The following is a 20,355-nucleotide window of genomic DNA, read 5'->3' on the forward strand; positions in this document are numbered from 1 at the left end:
GTTCCGGCCGGGAAACTGCCTGCGATACGTCAGCGGATTAAGACGGCTGGATGACAGTTCTGTTACGACGCCCGTCCGCAATGTCGCAGCCCCATGACGATCGTTCAGAACCCGGAGTTCAGGCGTCCGACGCCGGGGCCAGGGGAAAGCAGGCCGCGAAGATCGCCCCGCAACCCGGCGCGCTGTCCACCGACAGGCCGCCCCGGTGACGGATGATGATGTGACGGACGATGGCGAGCCCCAGGCCCGTGCCCTGACGCTCGCCGCTCTTCTGGCCCTCGACGCGATAGAAGCGCTCGGTCAGGCGCGGCAGGTGCTCGCGCGCCATACCTGGTCCGTGGTCGCGCACGGTGACGACGGCGTAGCGCTGGCCCGTCTCGCGATCCGGCGTGGCCAGGGACAGACGGTTGCCCTCGGCCATCCGCGCCGCCATGGCCTCGTCCAGCGTGCGGTCGATCTCGATGCCGACCTCGATGGTCCCGCCCGCGCTGGAGTATTTCAGCGCGTTGTCGATCAGGTTCTGCACCACCTGGGCGATCTCGTCCCGGTCGCCCGTCACAGCCGCGCCGCCGTGCGGCAGCTCAGCATGGATCGTCACCTGCCGCTCGCGCGAGATGACGCTGACCGCATCGACCACATCCGCCGTCGCCCGCGCCAGATTGACCCGACCCAGGGGCGCGATGTGTTCATTCAGCTCGATCCGGCTCAGCGACAGCAGATCGGCCACCAGACGCCGCATTCGATCCGCCTGAACCGCCATGATGTCGAGGAATTTGTCGCGCGCCTTGGGATCGTCCTTGGCGTGCCCCTTCAGCGTCTCGATGAAGCCCGACAGGGAGGCCAGCGGCGTGCGCAGCTCGTGGCTGGCGTTGGCCAGGAAGTCGACCCGCATCTTCTCCATGCGACGCACGTCCGTCTCGTCGCGCAGGGCCAGCAGGGCCAGCGCCCCGCCGCCCCAGTTCGAATTCTCCCGCGCGGGCAAGGGCCGGACGAAGGCCCGCCAATGCCGCTCCTGAACGCCGCCCCCGACATAGTCGACCTCGGTCCCGACGGCGCCGAACAGGGCTTCGTCCACCGCCTCCAGCACGCGCGGCTCACGCAGCACCGAGACCAGCAGCCCCCCGCCCGCCCCGTTCAGCTTGAACAGATCGCGCGCCGCCGCATTGGCCAGGGCGATGCGGCGCCCGGCGATGTCGTCCGCCTCCCCGCCGCTGACGATCAGCAGCGGATCGTCCAGCGCCTCGAACACATCGCCCAGCAGGGCGGCGTCAGGCCCCAGATCGACCGCCCCCTGATCGAACTCCGTCTCATCGGCGGCCGCGGGCGGATTTCGGTTCACCAGCCAGGTCGCCAGCGCGACCGCAACCGCCCCGGCCGCCAGCCACCCGGCCAGCTCCGGCTTCATCACCGCCAGGACGGCCATCACCAGGATGGCCACGCCGCCGCTGGCGCCGGCCGTCCACAGCCGGGACGAAGCGGTGGGAGCGACGGGAGACGGAGAGTGATCGTAAGGCATTTCGACCGGCGTTATCTCATTGTTCAGCAGCGCGACCTAGTCTGGTCCGTCGACAGCCCGCTGAGTCGGCCGGTTCGACGCCAGGGGATGTGTAGCTTGGTTTCTTCACGGATTTACGGCGGAACAATTCAGGAGGCGGGCGGAGCATCATGATGGGGGGCGTCCTGAGCTGCCTGGTCGAACGCCACGATTGGCGGATCGCCTCCTTCGCCCTGCTGGCCTGCGTCTTCAGCATCGGCATCGCCCTGCTTCTGTCCGAACGCGCGCGCCACCTGTCGCCGCGAGCGCGCCGGACCTACACCCTGTCGGCGCCGCTGGTGGGCGGACTGGGCGTCTGGATCACCCACTTCATCGCCATGCTGGCCTACGACGCCGGAACGGATATCCGCTACGACCCGCTGCAGACCTTCCTGTCGCTGGTGATCGTCACGGCCGCCTTCTGGGTCGCCATGCAGTTGCACCTGGCCGGGGCGACCGAAGGCCGCTGGCGCCGCCGCTCGGGATTGGCCGCCGCCGCCGTGGTGACGGCCGGTGTCGCGGCCATGCACTTCGTCGGCATGGACGCCATGCGCCTGTCCGGGGCGTTCCTGACCTGGAACGCGCCACGCGTCGCCATGGCCGTGACGGGCGCCTTCGTCCTGTTCGGTGCGGTCGCCCTGCTGCCGGAGATGAACAAGCGGCTGAGCCTGGTCGTCGCCACGGCCCTGTCGGCCGGCGCCGTCGCCTGGCTTCACTTCATCGCCATGACCGCCGTCAGCCTGACTCCCGCGCCGGGCGTGCTCCTAGCCCAGGGCGCCGGCGTCGCCGCCGTCACGCTGTGGGTCGCCCTGGGCGTGGCCCTGACCCTGAGCGTGGGCGCCTTCTTCACCGGCATGATCTGGTGGTCGCGTCGCAGCGTCCTGGGTCAGTTGCTGGAAGCGGTCCAGGCCATGCCCGACGGCGTCGGCGTCTATGACGCCGATGACCGCCTGATCCTGTGGAACAGGCAGTACGGCGAAATTCACCCCCACCTCGCCCCGGTGCTGCGCCCTGGCGTCACCTTCCGCGAAATCCTGCAGGTCGGCCTGAAGGCTGGCGTCTATCAGGACGCCGTCGGTCGCGAAGAAGCGTGGATCACGCAGCGACTGGCCAGCCATCGCACGCCCATAGAACCGCGAGAACTACAGGTGGCCGGCCGCTGGCTGCGCGTCCAGGACCGCCCCACCGTCGGCGGCGGCGCCGTCACCGTCTGTTCGGACATCAGCGACCTGAAACGCAATGCCGACGCCTTGGCCGAGGCGCGCGACGCCGCCAACGCCGCCAACCGCGCCAAGAGCCGCTTCCTGGCCAATATGAGCCACGAGATCCGCACTCCGCTCAACGGCGTCATCGGGGTGGCCCAGGCCCTGGCCCGCACCGAACTGTCTCCGCAGCAGCAGGACATGCTGGAGTTGATCCACTCCTCCAGCCGCACCCTCCAGACCCTGCTCAGCGACATCCTGGATCTGGCGCGCGTCGAGTCCGGGCGGCTGGAGCTGAACGACGAGCCTCTGGACCTGGCGCGCACGGTGGAAGAAGCCGCCCTGCTCTACGCCGCCGCCGCGCGGGACAAGGGGCTGCAGTTCCTGGTCGAGGTCGCTCCCGAGGCTCAGGTCTGGATTCAGGGCGACGTCGTCCGCCTGAAACAGGTGCTGACCAACCTGGTCTCCAATGCGGTGAAGTTCACCGCCTCGGGCTTCGTCAGCCTGACCGTCGACGCGGTCCCGGCCGAAGCGCCCCAGACCCTGCGCTTCGTCGTCCAGGACACCGGCATCGGCTTCGACGCCCAGACGCAGGCCCGGCTGTTCAACCGCTTCGAACAGGCCGACGGCGATATCACGCGCCACTACGGCGGCTCGGGCCTGGGCCTGGCGATCTGCCGCGAACTGGCGGCCATGATGGGCGGCGACCTGGGTTGCGAAAGCGAGCCCGGCGCGGGCGCCGCCTTCATCCTCAGCCTGCCGCTCAGACCGGCCCAGGCGCCGGCCACCCCCTTCGCCCCACCCGCCCGGCCGTGGCCGCTCCGGTCGAGGCCGATGCCGAGGCTGCGCCGCGCCGTCTGCGTATCCTGGCCGCCGACGATCACCCGACCAACCGCCGCGTGGTCGAGCTGATCCTGGACGGGGCCGCCTTCGATCTCATGTCGGTCGAGAACGGCGCCCAGGCGGTCGAGACCTACCGCGCCCAGACCTTCGACCTGGTGTTGATGGATATGCAGATGCCGGTCATGGACGGCCTGACCGCCGTGCGTGAAATCCGTCTGCACGAAGCGGTCCTGGGCCTGCCGCGCGTTCCCATCGTCATGCTGACCGCCAACGCCCTGACCCAGCATCTGGACGAGGCTCTGGCCGCCGGCGCCGACCGCCACATGGCCAAGCCCTTCAGCGTCGAGGATCTTCTGGCCATGGTCGCCGACCTGACTGCGCAAACGCCTCAGGCCGCGGAAGCCGCGGCCTGAGATTTCGTCCTTGTGAAGGCGCGCCGCCTATTCGTAGCCGTGCGCCGCTTCATTGATGACCTGGCTGGGCATGGACGAGAAGTCCACGCTCACCGGCCGGGCGGCCTTAGTCTGGAAGGTCTTGATGACATGCTCCAGACGACGGCGGGTCTCGCGTTCGGCCTCGCCCGATCCGTCGAGCCCCAGCGGGGCCAGACAGAAGTCGATGATGGCCTGCGGTCGGGTCAAAGGCTCCATGAGTTCATCTCCTGTGATCAGGCTGCGTTGAACTGGGCGGTTTCGGTCGAGTCCTTCAGGGCCGTGGTCGAGGACTGGCCCGAAGAGATGACCGTGGCGACATCGTCGAAATAGCCAGTGCCGACTTCGCGCTGGTGGCGCGTGGCGGTGTAGCCGGCCGCCTCATTGGCGAACTCGCGCTGTTGCAGCTCCGAATAGGCCGCCATGCCGCGATCGCGATAGCCCGAGGCCAGCTCGAACATGCCGTTGTTCAGGCTGTGGAAGCCCGCCAGGGTCACGAACTGGAACTTGTAGCCCATGGCCCCCAGCTCGCGCTGGAACTTGGCGATGGTGTCCTTGTCCAGCTTGGCTTCCCAGTTGAACGAGGGCGAGCAGTTGTAGGCCATCAGCTTGCCCGGGTGCTCTTTCTGAACGGCCTCGGCGAACTTCTTGGCATCGTCCAGATCGGGGTGCGACGTCTCCCACCACAGCAGGTCGGCGTATTTGGCGTAGGACAGGCCCCGCGCGATGCAGTGGTCCAGACCCGTGCCCGCCTTCAGGCGATAGAAGCCCTCCGGCGTGCGGTTCTCGCGGTCGATGAAGGGGTGGTCCCGCTCGTCGATGTCCGAGGTGATCAGCTGGGCCGATTCCGCATCGGTGCGCGCCACGGTCAGGGTCGGCGTGCCGCAAACGTCGGCGGCCAGACGCGCCGCAATCAGGTTGCGCTCATGCGCCTGGGTCGGAATCAGCACCTTGCCGCCCAGGTGGCCGCATTTCTTCTCCGAAGCCAGCTGGTCCTCGAAGTGGACGCCCGCGGCGCCCGCCTCGATGAAAGCCTTCATGATCTCGAAGCTGTTCAGCGGCCCGCCGAAACCGGCCTCGGCATCGGCGACGATGGGAGCGAACCAGTCGCGCTTGGCGCCGCCCTCGGCGTGCTCGATCTGGTCGGCGCGCTGCAGAGTGCGGTTTATGCGGCGGCACAGTTCCGGCGCGGCGTTGGCCGGATACAGCGACTGGTCCGGGTACATGGCCCCGGCCGTATTGGCGTCGGCCGCGACCTGCCAGCCCGACAGATAGATGGCTTTCAGACCCGCGCGGACCATCTGCATCGCCTGATTGCCGGTCACGGCGCCCAGGGCGTTGATGTAGGGCTCTGAATGCAGCAGTTCCCACAGGCGGTTGGCGCCGCGCTCGGCCAGCGTGTGTGTAACCGGCACCGACCCGCGCAGACGCAGGACGTCTTCAGGCGAGTAAGGGCGCTCGATGCCGTCGAAACGGCCTGCGGGCGAAGGAACCAGATCGGCGAAGGTCGTCATGTTCGTCTCGGTCTCGATAAGGCGCGGCCGCAGCCGCTGTCCCGAAAACCTGAACACGCCATCGTCACGATTGACACATCCATAGCCATATCATTTAAGTCAAACAGTCACATCATGACACTTGCCATGAAGTCATGATGTGACATGATCGCGCCATGAACGCCGCCGCTGATCGCAAGCTGTTCCTGGGCGGCCGCCTCAAGCGGCTGCGGCGCGACCTCGACCTGTCGCAGACGGCGATGGCGGCGGACCTGGGCGTCTCGCCCTCCTATCTGAACCATATCGAGCGCAACCAGCGCCCCGTCTCGGCCCAGCTCCTGTTGCGCCTGGCCGAGACCTATGACGTCGACCTTCGCAACCTCGGCCAGTCCGGCGGCCCGGCGTCAGAGGCCGAACTGTCCGAGGTCTTCGCCGATCCCCTGTTCCAGGGCCTGACTGTGCCGCGCCATGAAATCATGCAACTGACCGAGGATCAGCCCGCCGCCGCCGACGCCGTGCTGCGCCTCTATCGCGCCTTCACCGACCGCCGCGTGCGTGACCGCGCCGAGGTCGAGGCGGGCGGCGGCGCGGCCCCGACCGACAGCCCGTCGGAGTGGGTGCGCGAATACGTCCAGGCGCGCCACAACCACTTCCCCGACCTCGATGCGCTCGCCGAGGCCCTGCATGACGCCCTGCGCGCCGAAGCCCCCGCCCCCGACGAAGGCTTCGAGGCCCTGGCCCGCGCGCGCCTGTTCGCCCGCCACGGCCTGACGGTCCGCACCCTGCCCGCCGAGGTCATGGTCGAGTGGACCCGTCGCTTCGACCCGCACCGGGGGCGACTGCTATTGTCCGATGCGCTGGGGCCGTCGTCGCGCGCCTTCGCCGTCGCCAACCAGCTGGTTCTGATGGAGCATGGGTCGGAGCTTCAGGCCCTGACCGAGGCGGCGAACGCGCCCGACGCCCCCACGCGCAATCTGCTGAAGGCGTCCCTGACCAACACCCTGGCCGCCGCCGTGCTGATGCCCTACGCCGCCTTCCAGCGCACGGCGGAGGAGACCGGCTATGACCTGGCCCGGCTTCAGGCTCGCTTCGGCGTCGGCTTCGAACAGGTCGCGCACCGGCTGACCACCCTGTCGCGGCCGACGGCGCGGGGCGTGTCCTTCTTCCTGATGCGGGTGGACCAGGCGGGCAATGTATCCAAGCGATACGCCTCGGGCGCCTTCCCCTTCTCGCGCTTCGGCGGCGCCTGTCCGCGCTGGCGGCTGCACTCGGCCTTCCGCACGCCGGGCCGTATCGTCACCCAGATCATCGAGACTCCCGATGGCGGCCGCTGGTTCACCCTGGCCCGCACCGTCGATCGCCAGGGTCAGGACGCCTTCACCGAGGGGCACGACCTGGCCATCGGCCTGGGCTGCGAACTGCGCCACGCCCACCGCCTGATCTACGCGCGCGGCCTGGACCTTCAGAAGCCGGAGGTCACGCCGATCGGCCCGGCCTGCCGATTGTGCGAGCGCCACCCCTGCGCCGAACGCGCCGCTCCGCCGGTCGGGCGAGCGCTGACGGTCGACGACTGGTCCAAGTCCGTCAGCCCCTATCCGTTCGCGTAGCTCTTCCTTCTCCCCTTATGGGAGAAGGTGGCGGCCGCAGGCCGACGGATGAGGGGTTGCGCTGTCGGCTGAGAGCCCCTCATCCGACCTCGCTTCGCTCGGCCACCTTCTCCCGCAAGGGGAGAAGAGAATTAATGAGCCAGCATCACGGCCACGGGCGTCTCGGTCAGCAGGGTCTGCGTCACGCCGCCGAAAATCCACTGTCGCATCCGCGCGTGGCCCCAGGCGCCGGCCACGATCAGCCCCGCCTGCATCTCCTCGGCGCAGTCGATGAGGCGCAGGCCATGCATACGGTCATCATGGGCGCGCACGTCCGGTTCGGCCGCCACGCCGTGCCCCGCCAGCCAGCGCACGACGTCCTGCGTCCGCAGCCCGGCCCCGTCCGTGTCTTCAGGATGGCACATCTCGACCACGCGGACGCCAGAGGCGCGCTTCAGCAGAGGCAGGGCCGCCTGCGCCGCCAGGCGGCTCTCACGCGTATCGGTCCAGGCCAGCAGCGCCGGCGCATCAACCATCGAACGGATCGGATCGGGCGGCAGCAACACCACCGGCCGCCCCGAGCGCATGGCCAGATCCGCCGGGTGCGGCGCCCGCCAGGCGCTGGCCCCGCCTGCGTCACGCCCGACCAGGGCCGCGTCCGCCGCCCTCATATGCCGCAAGGTCAGCCCCGTCGGATCGCCGATGTCCCCGCGCCACTCGCCCGCCACCTGCGCCGTATCGACGGCGGCGGCGAACCGTTGCCTGGCGGTCTTCAGCATGGCTTCGTTGCGCGCCTGCTGGGCCGCGATCACCTCGCCCAGCAGTATGCCCGCCCCATAGGCGTCGGCCATCGGCGTCTCGGGCGCGCAGCCCGACACTCCGATCAGCCGCGCCCCGTGCGCCTTCGCCAGGGCGCAAGCCTCGGTCAGGCGGGCGGGGTTGTCGACTTCGTCATCGACATAGACGATCAGACTGGTCCAGGGCATGGCGCGCCTCCTGCTTGAGACTATGCGCCATCAACGCACAAACCGCCGTTCGGCGCCTTGAGCCGGATCAATTCATCAGGATGACGCTTCCGCCTTCGACTCGATGCGGCACGCCCGTCCGCCGGAACAGACTGGCGATCTCGGCGGCGGGATCGGCCGCTCCCTGATCCAGCATCCGCCCGATGTCGGCCGCCAGCGTCGGATCGCCCGACACGCGCGTCAGGGCGTTCAGCCATTCGGCGCGGGTCAGCACCCCGTCCCTGCGGTTGGCGTCCAGCAGGGGCCGCAGGAAGCCGAACCAGTCGCCGCCGTCGCGCCGCTTCTGCGCGCCCTCGGCCGTCATGGCGAAGACGGCGCCGCAGGCGTAATAGGCGCGGTGCTCGCCGCGTCCGCCCGCCTCGGCCACGCGGCGCCCCTGGCTCAGGATCACGCAGTCGTCGACCTCTTCCTGCAGGGCCTTGCGGTCGTCATAGGTCGGGTCCAACGCCTTCAGCGCGCGCACCGCCATCAGGTCGGCCCCGCCCTCGGTGATCCAGGCGTCGCGCGCGAACTCGTAACGCACCGTCTGGCCCAGCCAGAAGTGCGCGCTCTCATGGCCGATGAACCACCGCGACACCCGCTCCATCTCCGCCGTCGGCCGGGTCACGCCGGTCCCCTCGAACGACATGACGATCAGGCCGGGCAGGACGCTGCCGCCCATGCTGGTCATCCGCTCGGTCGGGCCGTTCCACGACACCATGACGACCGGATTGTCGCCGCCCGAGCCGGGGCGTCCCAGGCGTTGCAGGTAGAACTCCCCCACGCGCGGGGCGAAATCGCGGATCTTCTCGCCGATCCACGGCGGCAGATTGGGGTCCATGACGGTGGTCAGCCCCTCGCCGGGCGTCACCCGCGCCTGTCCCAGAAGGACATAGGACCGCTCGCCCGTCGTCGTCAGTTCGGCGTGGCGCTCGCCGTTGAACAGCACCGGACCGTCTAGGTCGCGCCAGGTCACGCGCGAGGCCCCGCCGTCCAGATCGACCCCGTTCAGGTCCGCCGGCATCGCCTCCGCCGCCTCGGGCGAGCCCAGGGCGAAGACGTCCATCTGCCGCGTCGGCAGGGCTACCGCCCCGTCCGAGAAGACCAGGGTCTTGTATTCCGCCTCCAGCTCGACCGCCTGGGGCGTCACGCTGAAGCGGACATGGCGCGGCACGGGACCGCCGTCCGTGCTGCGGATGATGTCGTAGTGGCCGCGTCGCTCCATCACCACGCCGGGCGTCTCGACCGTCCACTGACGCGGCCGCCACGGCTCGCGCACGTCGGAGATCAGCGCCGAATCCATGAAGGCCCAGACCACGGCGTCGCGGTTGAAGACATAGTCGACCGTCAGCCGCCCGTCCTCACGCGTCACCGTCACCTGCGGCGCCGCCTCGACGTTCCAGGGGCCGGGCGCCGGCGTCGCGGCGCAGGCGGTCAGCAGGATGGCGGCTGCAACGGCCGCCGTGGACAGGACTTTCAGACGCACGAAGAGCAGTCTCCCACAGTGAACGGCGCAGCTTAAGGGGGCCGAACCCGGCCCGTCACCTTACGGTTTGCTCAGCTTTACGCCCATTCGAGGGCGCGGCCCGCCGCCGCGAGCGCCTCGGCCATCACGGCCTTCAGCCGGTCCGGTCCCAGGATGGTCGCCTGCTCGCCCCAGGTGAACAGGTGCCAGGCCAGTTCGCGCATCCCCGAGGCGCGGAACCGCACCACGACCGAGCCGTCGGCCTGATCCTCGATCGTCTGGGTCGGGTGCCAACGCCAGCCGCGCGCCTCGTCCGCGCCTTCGGGCGCAATGCGCAGGGCGACCTCTTCGATCTCGTCCTGATAGATGCCGAAGGACTGGCTGGCGAAGGCGGCGAGGTCGAAGTCTTCGGGCGGGCGCGCCGTGCCTTCGCCCGCCTCGACCGCGCTCATCCGGTCCAGGCGGAAGGTCTGGATGCGCCCGCTCTCGCGATCCGCCGCCACCAGATAGTTGGCCCGGCCGAACATCAGGCCGCACGGCGTCATGGTGCGGGTCCGAGCCTCGGCGCCGGGCCGGGCGTAGATGAAGTTCAGCGGCCGCTCCGCCAGCACCGCCCCGCGAATTTCAGCCAGCACTGTCTCGTCGGCGCTGGGGCGCGGCCCGGCCTGGACGGCGATGGTCTCGGCCCGAACCAGAGCCTCCAGATCCGGCGCCATACGGTTCAGTGTGGTCGAGCGCATCGCCGCCTTCACCTTGCGCTCAAGGCTTTCCAGCGCCGCCGCCCGCGCCGGTTCGCCCGCAGCGCGCAGGGCCGCCGCCGCCTTGGTCAGTTCCAGCATCTCGGTCGCCGTCGGCGCCTGTTCAAAGGCCGACAGCCCGCCCCGGATACGCCAGCGCTTGGTCGGCGGGTCGGACACCTCCTCCACCTGCGGAAACAGCATCAGCACGGCGTCGCGCATCCGCTCGGCCGTGCGGCGGCCGACGTTCAGCTGAGCAGCCATCTCATTCAGCGTCAGCCCCTCGGCGCTGGCCGCCATGCCCCGCGCCAGATCGATGACCATGGCCGCCTTGTCGTGCCGCAAGATGTCTTCTCCACAGAGATGCGTCCGAAATTGGCGTAATGCTGTCTCATATTCATCCTGTCAGCAAGAGGCGACGCCTTTCGCACCAGGAGTTTTCACCATGGCCTTCGTCCGCACCCCCACCGTCCAGAAGCCCGCCCGCAAGACCTTCGCCGATCGCTACATGATCGTGCCGTGCGAAACCGAGAGCGACCTGGCCGTCATCTGGGACCGTCAGGAGGAGCAGGTGGTGGACGTGATCAGCGCCTCGACCAGCCGCTACACCAACGAAGACGCCCTGTGGGACGAGTTCCACACCCCGCCGTTCAACGCCCGTTCCGACTGGCGCGCGGCGGCCTGAGACCAGGGCTGGGCAGGAGGGCGGATCAGGGAACCCTCCCCCGCGCGGCCGCGTTGGCCCAGCGTGGCCGTACGCCGCCACGCCAAAGGGGAGCTGCAAACATGTCCTCGTCCAACACCGCCGCGCCTTCGCTGGAAGGCCTCGTGAAATCCGCCCTGCATCGATCCTGGTGGCTGCTGCTGTTGCGCGGGATCGCCGCCGTGGCCTTCGGCGTCCTGACCTTCATCTGGCCGCAGATCAGCCTTGTGTCCCTGATCCTGGTCTATGGGATCTACGCCCTGGTCGACGGGGTTCTGGCCCTGATCGCGGCGATCCGGGGCGGCGGCTTCGCCCCGCGCTGGTGGTTGGCGCTGGGCGGCGTGATCAGCATCCTGGCCGCCGGAGTCGCCTTCGCCTGGCCGGGACTGACGGCCCTGGTCCTGGTCTATCTGATCGGCTTCTGGTCGATCCTGCGCGGCGTGCTCGAAATCGTCGGCGCCATTCGCCTGCGCAACGAGATCGCCAATGAGTGGAGCCTGGGCGCCGCCGGCGCCCTGTCCGTGATCTTCGGCCTGATCCTGGTCTTCATGCCGGGGGCGGGCGCCCTGGGCCTGCTGTGGCTGATCGCGGCGTGGGCCGTGCTGTTCGGCCTGCTGCTGATCTGGGTCGCCTTCAAGGTCAGGACGCTGGCGAAGGCTTAAAAACCGCATTGCGCGCCGCGACCCGAGCGCGGATTTCGGCGCGCATCCGCTCCAGTTCCGCCGCATCGATCAGGCGGCCGCGCAGCACCACCGCCTCGGCGTCGCGCGTGGCGCTGACGTCCGTCAGGGGGTCGGCCTCCAGCACCAGCAGGTCAGCCGACTTGCCCGCCGCCACGGCGCCGTAACGTTCGCCCTGGTTCAGGAAGCGCGGCCCGTCCACGACCGACCCCATCAGCGCTTCACGCGGCGTCAGGCCCAGCTTCACATAGAGCTCCAACTCATCGTGCAGCGAGAAGCCCGGATAGTTGAACGAGTTCAGGAAGCCCGCGTCCGTCCCGGTCAGGATGGTCACCCCCGCATCGCGCAGCATGGGCAGGGTGCGCGCGGTGACGTCCTTGACGAAATGACGGTCCTCGACCTGCTGCGGCGTGGCCTGGGCGGCGCGCTGGATGCGCCAATCATAGGTCGCCCGGATGCCCGGACCGACATAGGCCAGGCCCTCGTCATGCGAATGGTCGTCCAGATCCAGATTGGCCAGAGTGGTCGAACCGTAGAGCGTCGGCGACACCGCCGTGCCCAGTTCCGCCAGACGCGCATAGACCCGGCGCGCCGTCTCCACGTCGAAGGTGTCGGCATAGCGGCGCATGGTCTGGGCGTAGGTGTATTTGCCCGCCAGATAGTCGGCGGCGATGGCGGCCTCGTCGCGCGACCCGGCCTTCATGGCGTAGTCGAGGTGTTCGATCGACGACAGGCCCGCCTCGGCGGCCTCCAGCACCGTGATGCTGGCCGGGATGTGGGCCGAGGTCTTCATGCCCCGCTTCTTCGCCTCACGCACGGCGTAGAGGAAAAGCTCGGGCTTCAGCGTGTTGTCGGTGATCTTGACGAAGTCGACGCGCAGGGCCTGCAGCCGGTCCAGGGCGGCGTCCACGTCCGCCTCGCTGCCGGTCTCGATCACGCCCTTCCAGACGGGGGCGATGCCCTCGATCTTGGGGCCGGAGGTGAAGATGCGCGGCGCATCGGCGGTCGGCGGCGACGCGCGCCAGTCCAGCACCTGCTGCGCCAGATCGCCCGCCGCGTCGCGCACCGCGACCACGCCGTTGATGATGAACAGCGGCATCAGCTCGGCGTTCTCCTCGATCAGGGCCTCGCCGCCGCCGAAGTGGACGTGCATGTCCCACAGGCCCGGCATGACGTAGCGGTCTCCCAGATCCTGGGTGCGCGCGGCCTGATAGAGGCTCGCCTCGCCCTCGGGGCCTACGGCCACGATGTCGCCGCCGCGCACGGCGACCAGTTGATCCGGCGTCGTCGTCCCCTTCTCGACGTCGACCACCGTGGCCGAGGTCAGCAGCAGGTCGACCGGCTGGACGGGCGTCTGGGCGGCGGCCAGCTGCGCCAGGGCGCAGGCGGACAGCAGGGCGGAGGCGGCGATCAGGAAGGTGCGCATGAATCCGCTATAGTCTCTTCGCCGCCGTCAGCAAGCCTATCAGGAATAGCGGCGTTTCATGTCCCGCCGACGGGAAAGCCTCATCCGCGGCGGCTCTGCTCCGTCCCGATCCGTCCCGCCAGACACCACCCGCCGACCGACCGCGTTCGCAGCCAGCCGCCCGGCGGAATGGTGATCCACAGACCCGATCCGGCCGCCAGGGTTTCGCGCCGCACGCCCGTCTCGGTGGCCAGTTCGACCTCCAGCGGCGCGCCCATATAGGCGGTCCACAATTCCTCGACCTCGATCGCGCGCCAGTCGGACGGCGCATCGGGGGTCAGCAGGCGATAGGCCCCGACCGTCTCGCCCGGCTCGCTCGACCCGGCGCCCATGAGGCGGCCCCAGCCGCCGTCGCCCAGCGGCCGCAACCCCAGGCTCTCGACAACCTCTTCGAGCGTGAAATCCGCGCTTTCCATCCGGCCGCTAGTGGGCTGCTTCGCCCTCGGCGTCCATGTGCGGGCCGCGCTGCTGCGGCGGGACGAGGCGCCAGCGTCCGCCCTCGAACATCACTTCGTCTCCTCCACGCCAGGGCACGCGGCTCAGCGGCCCGCCGGTCAAGCCGTAGCCGACCACGGCGTAGCGCACGCCGGGCTTCAGCGGCGCAGCCTCCACCGTCGTCTCGAACCCCTCGGGCGCCTGGCCGTAGACGACCTGTCTCAGACCCCGGCAGTTGCGACCGCGCGCCTCGATCAACCAGACCGGACGCATCATGGCGTCCGACCGCTCATGCACGGCCAGGCCGCCCAGACAGGCCTTCTCGGGCCTTGCGGGATCGACGCCGAAGGTCGCGATCGGCTGCTCCAGGTCGCCGCTGATGTTCACCGGGATCATCGCCGAACAGGCGGCCAGGGCGGCGGCGGCCGCCGCCAGCGCCGCCCCGACGCGCAGAACCGCGCCGTGCTTCACTGGCTCGACCTCAGCACCCGCCGTAGGGGACGTAGCCGACCTCGATCTCGTCGATGCGGACGGTCTTCAGTTCGCGGATCGCCAGTTGGTCGAAGTCGGCGCTGCAGTTGAAGGTCGTGTCGATGACGTAGTCCTCGCCCTTGGCCGCCTTGATGGCGTCTCGGATGCGGAAGGAGGCGTCGATGGTGGCGTCGCTGACCATCACGGCCGAGGCGCGAATGCCTGGAAAGGCGCGTGGGCCGGGGCTCTCCAGATGGACCCAGGGATCGGCCGCATTGCCGCACAGGGTCAGGCAGTCGGCCTTGAAGTCGACGTTGCCGCGCGCCGCCGCGAACTCGCCCATGGTCAGGTCGATCTTCTGCGGCAGGTCATAGTCCTTCAGCGCCGCCAGGGCCTGGGTCGAACAGGCCGGCGTCATCGGCACGGCGTAGCCGACGACCTCGCCGCCGTCAGCGCTGACGCGGACCGTGCAGTCGCCGATCTCATAGGTGCGTTCCTTGTCCTGAACCGTGCGGGCCGGGCCCAGCTTGGATTCCAGATAGGCGACCTGCACCCCCATCATCTGGTCGATCGTCGGCGCGCCGCCCGCCACAGGCGCGGCCTCGGGCGCCGCCGCCTGGGTCGCCTCAGCCGGGGCGGCATCGGCCTTTTCAGCCGCCTTGTCCGCCCGGCCGCAGGCCGACAGTCCCGCAAGGGCGCCCAGCAGGACGACCGTTTTCAGTCCCTGGAATGCAGTCATCATCTCTCCACGGCTCAGGTTGAGCGTCGCAACCAACGCACCACGGCGCGATGGGTTCTCGTGCGCGAACTCAAAGGGCCTTCACGATCCCCTCGACCATCTTCTTGGCGTCGGCGAACAGCATCATGGTGTTGTCGCGGAAGAAGAGCTCGTTCTCGACCCCGGCGTAGCCGCTGCCCATCGACCGCTTGATGAACAGGACGGTGCCGGCCTTCTCCACGTCCAGAACCGGCATGCCGTAGATGGGCGACTGCGGATCGGTCTTGGCGGCCGGATTGGTCACGTCGTTGGCGCCGATGACGAAGGCCACGTCGGCCGAGGCGAATTCGCTGTTGATGTCCTCCAGCTCGAACACCTCGTCATAGGGGACGTTGGCCTCGGCCAGCAGGACGTTCATGTGGCCCGGCATCCGGCCCGCGACGGGGTGGATGGCGTATTTCACCTCGACGCCCTCCTCCTTCAGCGTGTCGGCCATTTCGCGAAGGGCGTGCTGCGCCTGGGCCACCGCCATGCCGTAGCCGGGCACGATGATGACCTTGGAGGCGTTCTTCATGATGAAGGCGGCGTCCTCGGCCGAGCCCTGCTTGACCGGCCGCGTCTCGACCGCCCCGCCGCCCGCCGCCGCGCCCGCCTCGGCGCCGAAGCCGCCCAGGATGACGCTGATGAAGCTGCGGTTCATCCCCTTGCACATGATGTAGCTGAGGATCGCGCCCGACGATCCGACCAGGGCGCCGGTGATGATCAGGGCGATGTTCTCCAGGGTGAAGCCCAAGGCCGCCGCCGCCCAGCCGGAATAGGAGTTCAGCATGGACACCACCACCGGCATGTCCGCCCCGCCGATGGGGATGATCAGGGTCGCGCCCAGGATCAGGGCGATCGCGAACACGCCCCAGAAGGCCCAGACCGCCGTCCCGCCCGTCCCGATCAGGACGCCGATCAGGAAGACCAGGGCCAGGGCCAGGGCGATGTTGATCAGGTGCCGCGCGGGCAAAAGGATCGGCGCCCCGCTCATCCGCCCGTCCAGCTTGGCGAAGGCGATGACCGAACCTGTGAAGGTGATGGCCCCGATGGCGACGCCCAGGCTCAGTTCGACGATGGACAGGGTCTTTATCCCGCCCGTCGCCGTCATGATGCCGAAGGCGTCGGGCGCATAGACCGCCCCCACCGCCACCAGACAGGCGGCCAGCCCGACCAGGGAGTGGAACGCCGCGACCAGCTGCGGCATGGCGGTCATCGGCACGCGGTTGGCGATCACCGCGCCCGCGCCGCCGCCGACCACGACCCCGCCCGCGATCAGGGCCAGGGTCAGAGGATCCAGCGCCCCGCTGGTCCCCAGCGTCAGCAGGGTGACGCCGACGGCCAGGGCCATGCCGACCATGCCCAGCGTATTGCCCCTGCGGCTGGTCTCGGGACTGGACAGTCCCCTGAGCGAGAGGATGAACAGAACCCCCGCCGCCAGATAGGCCAGCGCCGCGATCGATGCGTTCATCCCCTCCCCCTCTTTTCAGTCTCAGATCAGAATACGTTCACGACGGCGGGCGCCTCGCCGTTGGCGCCGGATGCCGTGGCCACGCCGTTCTTGACCACGGCCAGCCCGACCGCGCCGTCGCCCCCGGTCTTGGTCACCTTGCAACGCGCGTTGTCGCCCGGCAGGCGGCCCGCCATCCGACCGGCGCCCGTGTGGCTGATGCGGTTCATGTGCACGCCGCGAATGGTCACCGGCCGGAACCCGCATTCCAGCGCCCAGCTGGCGCCCTGCGGCGCGACCACCGACCAGTGCAGGCCGCTATAGGGGTCCTGGCCCACCTCGCGGGCGGACTGCGCCGAGGCGGCGCCCGCGACGACGGCGGCGGCCGACAGGGCCAGGACGGAAATCAGGGAAGCTTTCATCACGCGATACTCTTCAGGGTTAGCGTTTGACGGATTGGGTGCGCGACAGACGCCACAGCGCCGCCGCGATGAACAACGGCCCGAGCAGGATCATCGCCCAGTCGAAGACCGTCATCTCGCGATCCTGAATGATGACCCGGGTCAGGATCGCGGCGAAAACCAGCACGATACCGCAATCCTGGAAGCGCAGCCGGTCGATCGGGTCGCGAACCCGCACCCAACTCCACACCCACAGCGCCACGCCCAGAACGGTGACGCCCCAGGACAGGTAGAAGGCCAGCGATACGGGAGACAGGATCACGAGGCCTTGGGCCTTTCCTTCTTCTTGTACATGGCCAGCATCCGTCGCGTGACCATGAAGCCGCCGAAGATGTTGACGCTGGCCAGGGTGACGGCGGCCACGCCCGCCCCCTTGGCGATCCAGGCGTTCGGCCCGCCCGCCTGGGCGCTCATCGCCGCCGCTGCGATCAGGCCGCCGACGATGATGACGCTGGAAATGGCGTTGGTGACGGCCATCAGCGGCGTGTGCAGCGCCGGCGTCACGCTCCAGACGACATAGTAGCCGACGAAGATCGACAGGACGAAGATCGCCAAGCGAAAGACGGTGGGATCGACGTGTTCCATCAGCCTCTCACTCCTTCATGCACCACGGCGCCGCCGTGGGTGACGACGGCGGCCTTGAGGATCTCCTCCTCCAGGTCGACCGACAGGGCGTCGTCCTTGATCATCAACCCCAGGAAGGCGACCAGGTTGCGGGCGTAAAGGGCGCTGGCGTCCGCGGCGATGCGGCCGGGCATGTTGCTCCAGCCGACGATCTTCACCCCATTGGCCGTGGTCACGACCTCGTTCGGCTTGGAGCCCTCGACATTGCCGCCTGCCTCGACCGCCAGATCGACAATGACCGAGCCGGGCTTCATCGAGGCGACGTGCGCCGCCGTCACCAGCTTGGGCGCCGGACGGCCGGGGATCAGGGCCGTGGTGATGACCACGTCCTGCTTGATGATGTGGGCGGCGGTCAGTTCGGCCTGCTTGGCCTGATACTCGGCCGACATGGCCTTGGCGTAGCCCCCCGCCGTCTCTGCCGCCTTGAACTCCTCGTCCTCGACGGCGACGAATTTGGCGCCCAGGCTCTCGACCTGCTCCTTGGCGGCGGGGCGCACGTCGGTGGCGGTGACGACCGCGCCCAGACGCCGCGCGGTGGCGATGGCCTGAAGCCCCGCGACGCCCGCGCCCATGACAAAGACCTTGGCGGCGGCCACCGTCCCGGCGGCCGTCATCATCATGGGGAAGCCCTTGCCATAGGCGTAGGCCGCCTCGATCACCGCCCGATATCCGGCCAGATTGGCCTGGGACGACAGGGCGTCCATCACCTGGGCGCGGGTGATGCGCGGCACGAACTCCATGGCGAAGGCGGTGGCGTTCGCGCCCCTCAACGCCTCGACCGTGGCCTTGTCGCGCCAGGCGTCCAGCAGGCCGACGACGACCGCGCCGGGCTTCAGGGCGCTGATTTCCGACGCCGTCGGGCCGCGCACCTTCAGAAGGACGTCCGCACCAGCCAGCGCCGCCGACAGGTCGGGCTTCACGCTGGCCCCCGCGTCGGCGTAGTCGGCGTCCGGCAGGGAGGAGCCTAGGCCCGTCCCGGCCTCGACGCTCACCGTCGCCCCGAGGGCGACCAGCTTCTTCACCGTTTCGGGCGTTACAGCGCAACGCGTCTCGCCTTCACGGCGTTCACGGGTGACGGCGATGGCGACAGCCAAGCGAATCCCTCCCACTCCCCAGGGTCGGACCGACGTTAGGCCGAAGCCGGAGCAGGCGTCAAAGCCAAGTCATCTCGATAAGGCGATTTTTTCGCGACCTTCGCCGCTTCACCGCCCGCCGTCGCAAGGTTCTTGCTCACTTCGCCGCAATCCGCGCAAGCAAAGGCCCGTCGAACCTGCCGACGGGCCTCGTGCAAACCGATCTGGGAGAAAAGCGCTCCCTAGGCCGAAACCTTGTTCTTCAGAACAAAGAAGCCGACCACCGCCATCACGGCGGAGCTGATGAAGGCCGGAACGAAGCCCGCGCCCACGCCGAACCACACCGTCAGGAACAGGATCAGCACGGCCATGGCCAGCGACAGCCACTTGGTCAGGCCCATGAACAGGCTCCAGGTCCAGGCCTGTTCCGAGATGTTCATTTCCCCGTGGACGTGGGGGGCGGTCGCTTCAGCGTGCTGGTCGGCCATGGGGTCTTCCAAAAAGAGTCGGGATTTCGACGGCTCTTATAGCGAGGCCTGCGCGCGGCTCAAGCCCGTCGCGGCCACAAGCGCCTCAGTCCAGGCTTTCCAGAACCGAGCGAGCGAAGGCGGCGACGTCGAACGGCTTGCCCGCAGGGTCTTCGCCGCGCCGCACGATGACCACCTGGCGGCTGGGCACGATCACCACATACTGCCCGCGATTGCCGAAGGCGGCGAAGGTATCCGCCGGCACGCCCTCGGATCGGTTCAGCAGCCAGAAGGTCGCGCCATAGCCGAAGTCGCCCGTCGGCGGCTGAGGCCCGGCAGGAGCCGTGACGTAGTCGCGCCAGCCCTGCGGCAGGAGGCGCTCGCCCTCCCACACCCCGTCCTGCAGATACAGTTGGCCGAAGCGGGCCAGATCGCGCGCCGTCGTCCAGACCTGGCTCGACAGGATGTAGTTGCCGCGCCAGTCGGTCTCGGCCCAGGTGTGCGTCATGCCCAGCGTGTCGAACAGTTCGGCGGGCGGATGGGCCTCGAACGTCGACGCCGCCGCCATGACCGCCAGCAGGGTGTCGTTGTTGGCGTAGCGATAGACCGTCCCGACCGGCGCCAGCAGCGGCCAGCCCGGCGCCTGCTCGTCCGCCGCCGTGCCGCCGAAATAGAGGGCGTCGGTGCGATTGCCCGCCGTGTCGCTGGTCAGGCCCGAAGACATCCGCATCAGGGCGTCGACCGTGATGGCTGCGCGCGGATCGCCGGGCGTGCGCCAGTTGGCGATGGCGGCTGGCGCCTTCACGTCCAGTTCGCCGCGCTCGACCGCCGCGCCGATGACGGTTCCGGCCAGGCTCTTGGCCACAGACCATGTGCGCTGGGGCGTGTTCGGCCCGAAGTCGGGGGCATAGCGTTCCGCCACCCGCTTGCCGCCCTGCATCACCACCACGCCGGTGGTGTTGGTTCCTTCGCCGAATCCCTGATCGAAGGCGCGCGCGACGGCGGCCTCCAGCGCGCGGGCGTTCCCCTTGGGCCGCGCCGTCGGCAGATCCGGCGCCGAGGCCCGGCGCGCCAGCGGCGCCCGTTCAGGCGCAGCGCCCGGCACATAGCCCATCGGCTCGATGACGCAGCCGCGCCCATCGGTCCAGGTCGCGACGCGAGGCGCGGCTGCCTGATCCCAGGCGACGGTGACGAGGTCGCCCGCCATCTCGACCTTCATGGCGCCGACCAGCGACTGAAGTTCGGGGTAGATGCCGACCAGTTCGTTCGCCTCGACGCTGGCGACCGTCCGCTCGGCCCCCGCCGCGCGCGCCGTATGCAGGGCGCTGCACACCGTCAGCGCCTTGTAGCCCGCCGCCAGGGCGCGGTGGTTGGCCGAGGCCTCGGTCTGGGCGAGAACCGTCGTCGGCAGGGCGAGAACGGCGGCGAGAACAAGAACACGGGACGCGATTTTCATGCGGCCACGCTTCAACGC

22 protein-coding genes are annotated in these 20,355 nt (G+C 69.1%); 5 read left to right on the forward strand and 17 right to left on the reverse strand.

Annotated features, from left to right (window positions below; genetic code table 11):
* Positions 1-118 precede the first annotated feature (118 nt).
* The gene (locus tag AC52GN_RS10770; RefSeq protein WP_291776666.1) at positions 119-1,516 is read right to left on the reverse strand and encodes a sensor histidine kinase; all 1,398 of its coding nucleotides are present in this window, start codon (positions 1,514-1,516) and stop codon (positions 119-121) included.
* Positions 1,517-1,665: 149 nt separating this feature from the next.
* Here AC52GN_RS10770 and AC52GN_RS10775 point away from each other — a divergent pair, with 149 nt between their 5' ends.
* Both AC52GN_RS10775 and AC52GN_RS10780 read left to right on the forward strand, forming a co-directional pair.
* On the forward strand, positions 1,666-3,648 hold the full coding sequence (locus AC52GN_RS10775; protein WP_496527036.1) for a sensor histidine kinase: 1,983 nt from the start codon (positions 1,666-1,668) through the stop codon (positions 3,646-3,648).
* Positions 3,549-3,992 (forward strand): response regulator, encoded by a 444-nt coding sequence (locus tag AC52GN_RS10780; RefSeq protein ID WP_496527037.1) that lies wholly within the window; start codon positions 3,549-3,551, stop codon positions 3,990-3,992. The genes AC52GN_RS10775 and AC52GN_RS10780 overlap by 100 nt, the downstream gene beginning before the upstream one ends.
* A 27-nt stretch (positions 3,993-4,019) precedes the next feature.
* On the opposite strand, the gene AC52GN_RS10785 is transcribed toward AC52GN_RS10780, so the two are convergent.
* On the reverse strand, positions 4,020-4,229 hold the full coding sequence (locus AC52GN_RS10785; RefSeq protein ID WP_291776671.1) for a hypothetical protein: 210 nt from the start codon (positions 4,227-4,229) through the stop codon (positions 4,020-4,022).
* A 17-nt stretch (positions 4,230-4,246) separates the two neighbouring features.
* The gene (gene aceA, locus AC52GN_RS10790; protein ID WP_496527038.1) at positions 4,247-5,524 is read right to left on the reverse strand and encodes an isocitrate lyase; all 1,278 of its coding nucleotides are present in this window, start codon (positions 5,522-5,524) and stop codon (positions 4,247-4,249) included.
* A gap of 155 nt (positions 5,525-5,679) precedes the next feature.
* On the opposite strand from aceA, the gene AC52GN_RS10795 reads away from it, so the two are divergent.
* Positions 5,680-7,110, forward strand: a complete 1,431-nt coding sequence (locus tag AC52GN_RS10795) for a helix-turn-helix domain-containing protein (RefSeq protein WP_496527039.1) — start codon at positions 5,680-5,682, stop codon at positions 7,108-7,110.
* 131 nt (positions 7,111-7,241) lie between these two features.
* Here AC52GN_RS10795 and AC52GN_RS10800 read toward each other — a convergent pair whose 3' ends face one another.
* From AC52GN_RS10800 to AC52GN_RS10810, 3 genes are all read right to left on the reverse strand, one after another.
* Positions 7,242-8,075: a universal stress protein gene (locus tag AC52GN_RS10800; protein WP_496527040.1), complete on the reverse strand. Its 834-nt coding sequence runs from the start codon at positions 8,073-8,075 to the stop codon at positions 7,242-7,244.
* A gap of 67 nt (positions 8,076-8,142) precedes the next feature.
* The gene (locus AC52GN_RS10805) at positions 8,143-9,579 is read right to left on the reverse strand and encodes a hypothetical protein (RefSeq protein WP_496527041.1); all 1,437 of its coding nucleotides are present in this window, start codon (positions 9,577-9,579) and stop codon (positions 8,143-8,145) included.
* A 77-nt stretch (positions 9,580-9,656) separates the two neighbouring features.
* Positions 9,657-10,640 carry a helix-turn-helix transcriptional regulator gene (locus tag AC52GN_RS10810; RefSeq protein ID WP_496527042.1) on the reverse strand — a complete coding sequence of 328 codons (984 nt, stop codon included), beginning with the start codon at positions 10,638-10,640 and terminating at the stop codon, positions 9,657-9,659.
* Positions 10,641-10,740: 100 nt separating this feature from the next.
* Between AC52GN_RS10810 and AC52GN_RS10815 the strand changes: the two genes are divergently transcribed.
* Both AC52GN_RS10815 and AC52GN_RS10820 read left to right on the forward strand, forming a co-directional pair.
* Entirely contained in the window at positions 10,741-10,980 is a 240-nt protein-coding gene (locus AC52GN_RS10815) for a hypothetical protein (protein WP_123154955.1), read from the forward strand.
* A 101-nt stretch (positions 10,981-11,081) separates the two neighbouring features.
* Positions 11,082-11,660: an HdeD family acid-resistance protein gene (locus AC52GN_RS10820; RefSeq protein ID WP_312219186.1), complete on the forward strand. Its 579-nt coding sequence runs from the start codon at positions 11,082-11,084 to the stop codon at positions 11,658-11,660.
* Here AC52GN_RS10820 and AC52GN_RS10825 read toward each other — a convergent pair.
* From AC52GN_RS10825 to AC52GN_RS10875, 11 genes are all read right to left on the reverse strand, one after another.
* Positions 11,638-13,104 carry an amidohydrolase family protein gene (locus AC52GN_RS10825; RefSeq protein ID WP_496527043.1) on the reverse strand — a complete coding sequence of 489 codons (1,467 nt, stop codon included), beginning with the start codon at positions 13,102-13,104 and terminating at the stop codon, positions 11,638-11,640. The two genes, AC52GN_RS10820 and AC52GN_RS10825, sit on opposite strands and share 23 nt — an antisense overlap.
* Positions 13,105-13,184: 80 nt before the next feature.
* Complete coding sequence (locus AC52GN_RS10830; RefSeq protein ID WP_496527044.1) at positions 13,185-13,559, reverse strand: cupin domain-containing protein; 375 nt, start codon at positions 13,557-13,559, stop codon at positions 13,185-13,187.
* Positions 13,560-13,566: 7 nt separating this feature from the next.
* A complete protein-coding gene (locus AC52GN_RS10835; RefSeq protein ID WP_496527045.1) occupies positions 13,567-14,049 on the reverse strand; it encodes a hypothetical protein in 483 nt (160 codons plus the stop codon).
* A 10-nt stretch (positions 14,050-14,059) separates the two neighbouring features.
* Positions 14,060-14,791 (reverse strand): hypothetical protein, encoded by a 732-nt coding sequence (locus AC52GN_RS10840; RefSeq protein WP_496527046.1) that lies wholly within the window; start codon positions 14,789-14,791, stop codon positions 14,060-14,062.
* A 67-nt stretch (positions 14,792-14,858) separates the two neighbouring features.
* Positions 14,859-16,277, reverse strand: coding sequence for an NAD(P)(+) transhydrogenase (Re/Si-specific) subunit beta (locus AC52GN_RS10845; RefSeq protein WP_346487336.1), 1,419 nt, complete (start codon positions 16,275-16,277; stop codon positions 14,859-14,861).
* A gap of 26 nt (positions 16,278-16,303) precedes the next feature.
* Positions 16,304-16,678 carry a hypothetical protein gene (locus AC52GN_RS10850; protein WP_291777091.1) on the reverse strand — a complete coding sequence of 125 codons (375 nt, stop codon included), beginning with the start codon at positions 16,676-16,678 and terminating at the stop codon, positions 16,304-16,306.
* A gap of 19 nt (positions 16,679-16,697) precedes the next feature.
* On the reverse strand, positions 16,698-16,979 hold the full coding sequence (locus AC52GN_RS10855; RefSeq protein WP_291776692.1) for a hypothetical protein: 282 nt from the start codon (positions 16,977-16,979) through the stop codon (positions 16,698-16,700).
* Positions 16,976-17,302, reverse strand: coding sequence for an NAD(P) transhydrogenase subunit alpha part 2 (locus AC52GN_RS10860; RefSeq protein WP_024353336.1), 327 nt, complete (start codon positions 17,300-17,302; stop codon positions 16,976-16,978). The genes AC52GN_RS10855 and AC52GN_RS10860 overlap by 4 nt, the downstream gene beginning before the upstream one ends.
* Positions 17,302-18,435 (reverse strand): Re/Si-specific NAD(P)(+) transhydrogenase subunit alpha, encoded by a 1,134-nt coding sequence (locus AC52GN_RS10865; RefSeq protein WP_496527047.1) that lies wholly within the window; start codon positions 18,433-18,435, stop codon positions 17,302-17,304. The genes AC52GN_RS10860 and AC52GN_RS10865 overlap by 1 nt, the downstream gene beginning before the upstream one ends.
* A gap of 221 nt (positions 18,436-18,656) precedes the next feature.
* Positions 18,657-18,902, reverse strand: coding sequence for an aa3-type cytochrome c oxidase subunit IV (locus AC52GN_RS10870; RefSeq protein ID WP_291776698.1), 246 nt, complete (start codon positions 18,900-18,902; stop codon positions 18,657-18,659).
* 85 nt (positions 18,903-18,987) lie between these two features.
* Positions 18,988-20,337 (reverse strand): serine hydrolase domain-containing protein, encoded by a 1,350-nt coding sequence (locus AC52GN_RS10875; protein WP_496527048.1) that lies wholly within the window; start codon positions 20,335-20,337, stop codon positions 18,988-18,990.
* Between the last annotated feature and the right edge of the window lie 18 nt (positions 20,338-20,355).

The organism is Brevundimonas sp. SS2672, assembly GCF_059579685.1.

What these genes read in the sequence shown, in the direction of transcription:
- AC52GN_RS10770 (WP_291776666.1), bottom strand. Translation starts at nt 1,516, where the DNA reads ATGCCTTACGATCACTCTCCGTCTCCCGTCGCTCCCACCGCTTCGTCC.
- AC52GN_RS10775 (WP_496527036.1), top strand. Translation starts at nt 1,666, where the DNA reads ATGATGGGGGGCGTCCTGAGCTGCCTGGTCGAACGCCACGATTGGCGG.
- AC52GN_RS10785 (WP_291776671.1), bottom strand. Translation starts at nt 4,229, where the DNA reads ATGGAGCCTTTGACCCGACCGCAGGCCATCATCGACTTCTGTCTGGCC.
- aceA (WP_496527038.1), bottom strand. Translation starts at nt 5,524, where the DNA reads ATGACGACCTTCGCCGATCTGGTTCCTTCGCCCGCAGGCCGTTTCGAC.
- AC52GN_RS10795 (WP_496527039.1), top strand. Translation starts at nt 5,680, where the DNA reads ATGAACGCCGCCGCTGATCGCAAGCTGTTCCTGGGCGGCCGCCTCAAG.
- AC52GN_RS10800 (WP_496527040.1), bottom strand. Translation starts at nt 8,075, where the DNA reads ATGCCCTGGACCAGTCTGATCGTCTATGTCGATGACGAAGTCGACAAC.
- AC52GN_RS10815 (WP_123154955.1), top strand. Translation starts at nt 10,741, where the DNA reads ATGGCCTTCGTCCGCACCCCCACCGTCCAGAAGCCCGCCCGCAAGACC.
- AC52GN_RS10820 (WP_312219186.1), top strand. Translation starts at nt 11,082, where the DNA reads ATGTCCTCGTCCAACACCGCCGCGCCTTCGCTGGAAGGCCTCGTGAAA.
- AC52GN_RS10825 (WP_496527043.1), bottom strand. Translation starts at nt 13,104, where the DNA reads ATGCGCACCTTCCTGATCGCCGCCTCCGCCCTGCTGTCCGCCTGCGCC.
- AC52GN_RS10830 (WP_496527044.1), bottom strand. Translation starts at nt 13,559, where the DNA reads ATGGAAAGCGCGGATTTCACGCTCGAAGAGGTTGTCGAGAGCCTGGGG.
- AC52GN_RS10840 (WP_496527046.1), bottom strand. Translation starts at nt 14,791, where the DNA reads ATGATGACTGCATTCCAGGGACTGAAAACGGTCGTCCTGCTGGGCGCC.
- AC52GN_RS10845 (WP_346487336.1), bottom strand. Translation starts at nt 16,277, where the DNA reads ATGAACGCATCGATCGCGGCGCTGGCCTATCTGGCGGCGGGGGTTCTG.
- AC52GN_RS10850 (WP_291777091.1), bottom strand. Translation starts at nt 16,678, where the DNA reads ATGAAAGCTTCCCTGATTTCCGTCCTGGCCCTGTCGGCCGCCGCCGTC.
- AC52GN_RS10860 (WP_024353336.1), bottom strand. Translation starts at nt 17,302, where the DNA reads ATGGAACACGTCGATCCCACCGTCTTTCGCTTGGCGATCTTCGTCCTG.
- AC52GN_RS10870 (WP_291776698.1), bottom strand. Translation starts at nt 18,902, where the DNA reads ATGGCCGACCAGCACGCTGAAGCGACCGCCCCCCACGTCCACGGGGAA.
- AC52GN_RS10875 (WP_496527048.1), bottom strand. Translation starts at nt 20,337, where the DNA reads ATGAAAATCGCGTCCCGTGTTCTTGTTCTCGCCGCCGTTCTCGCCCTG.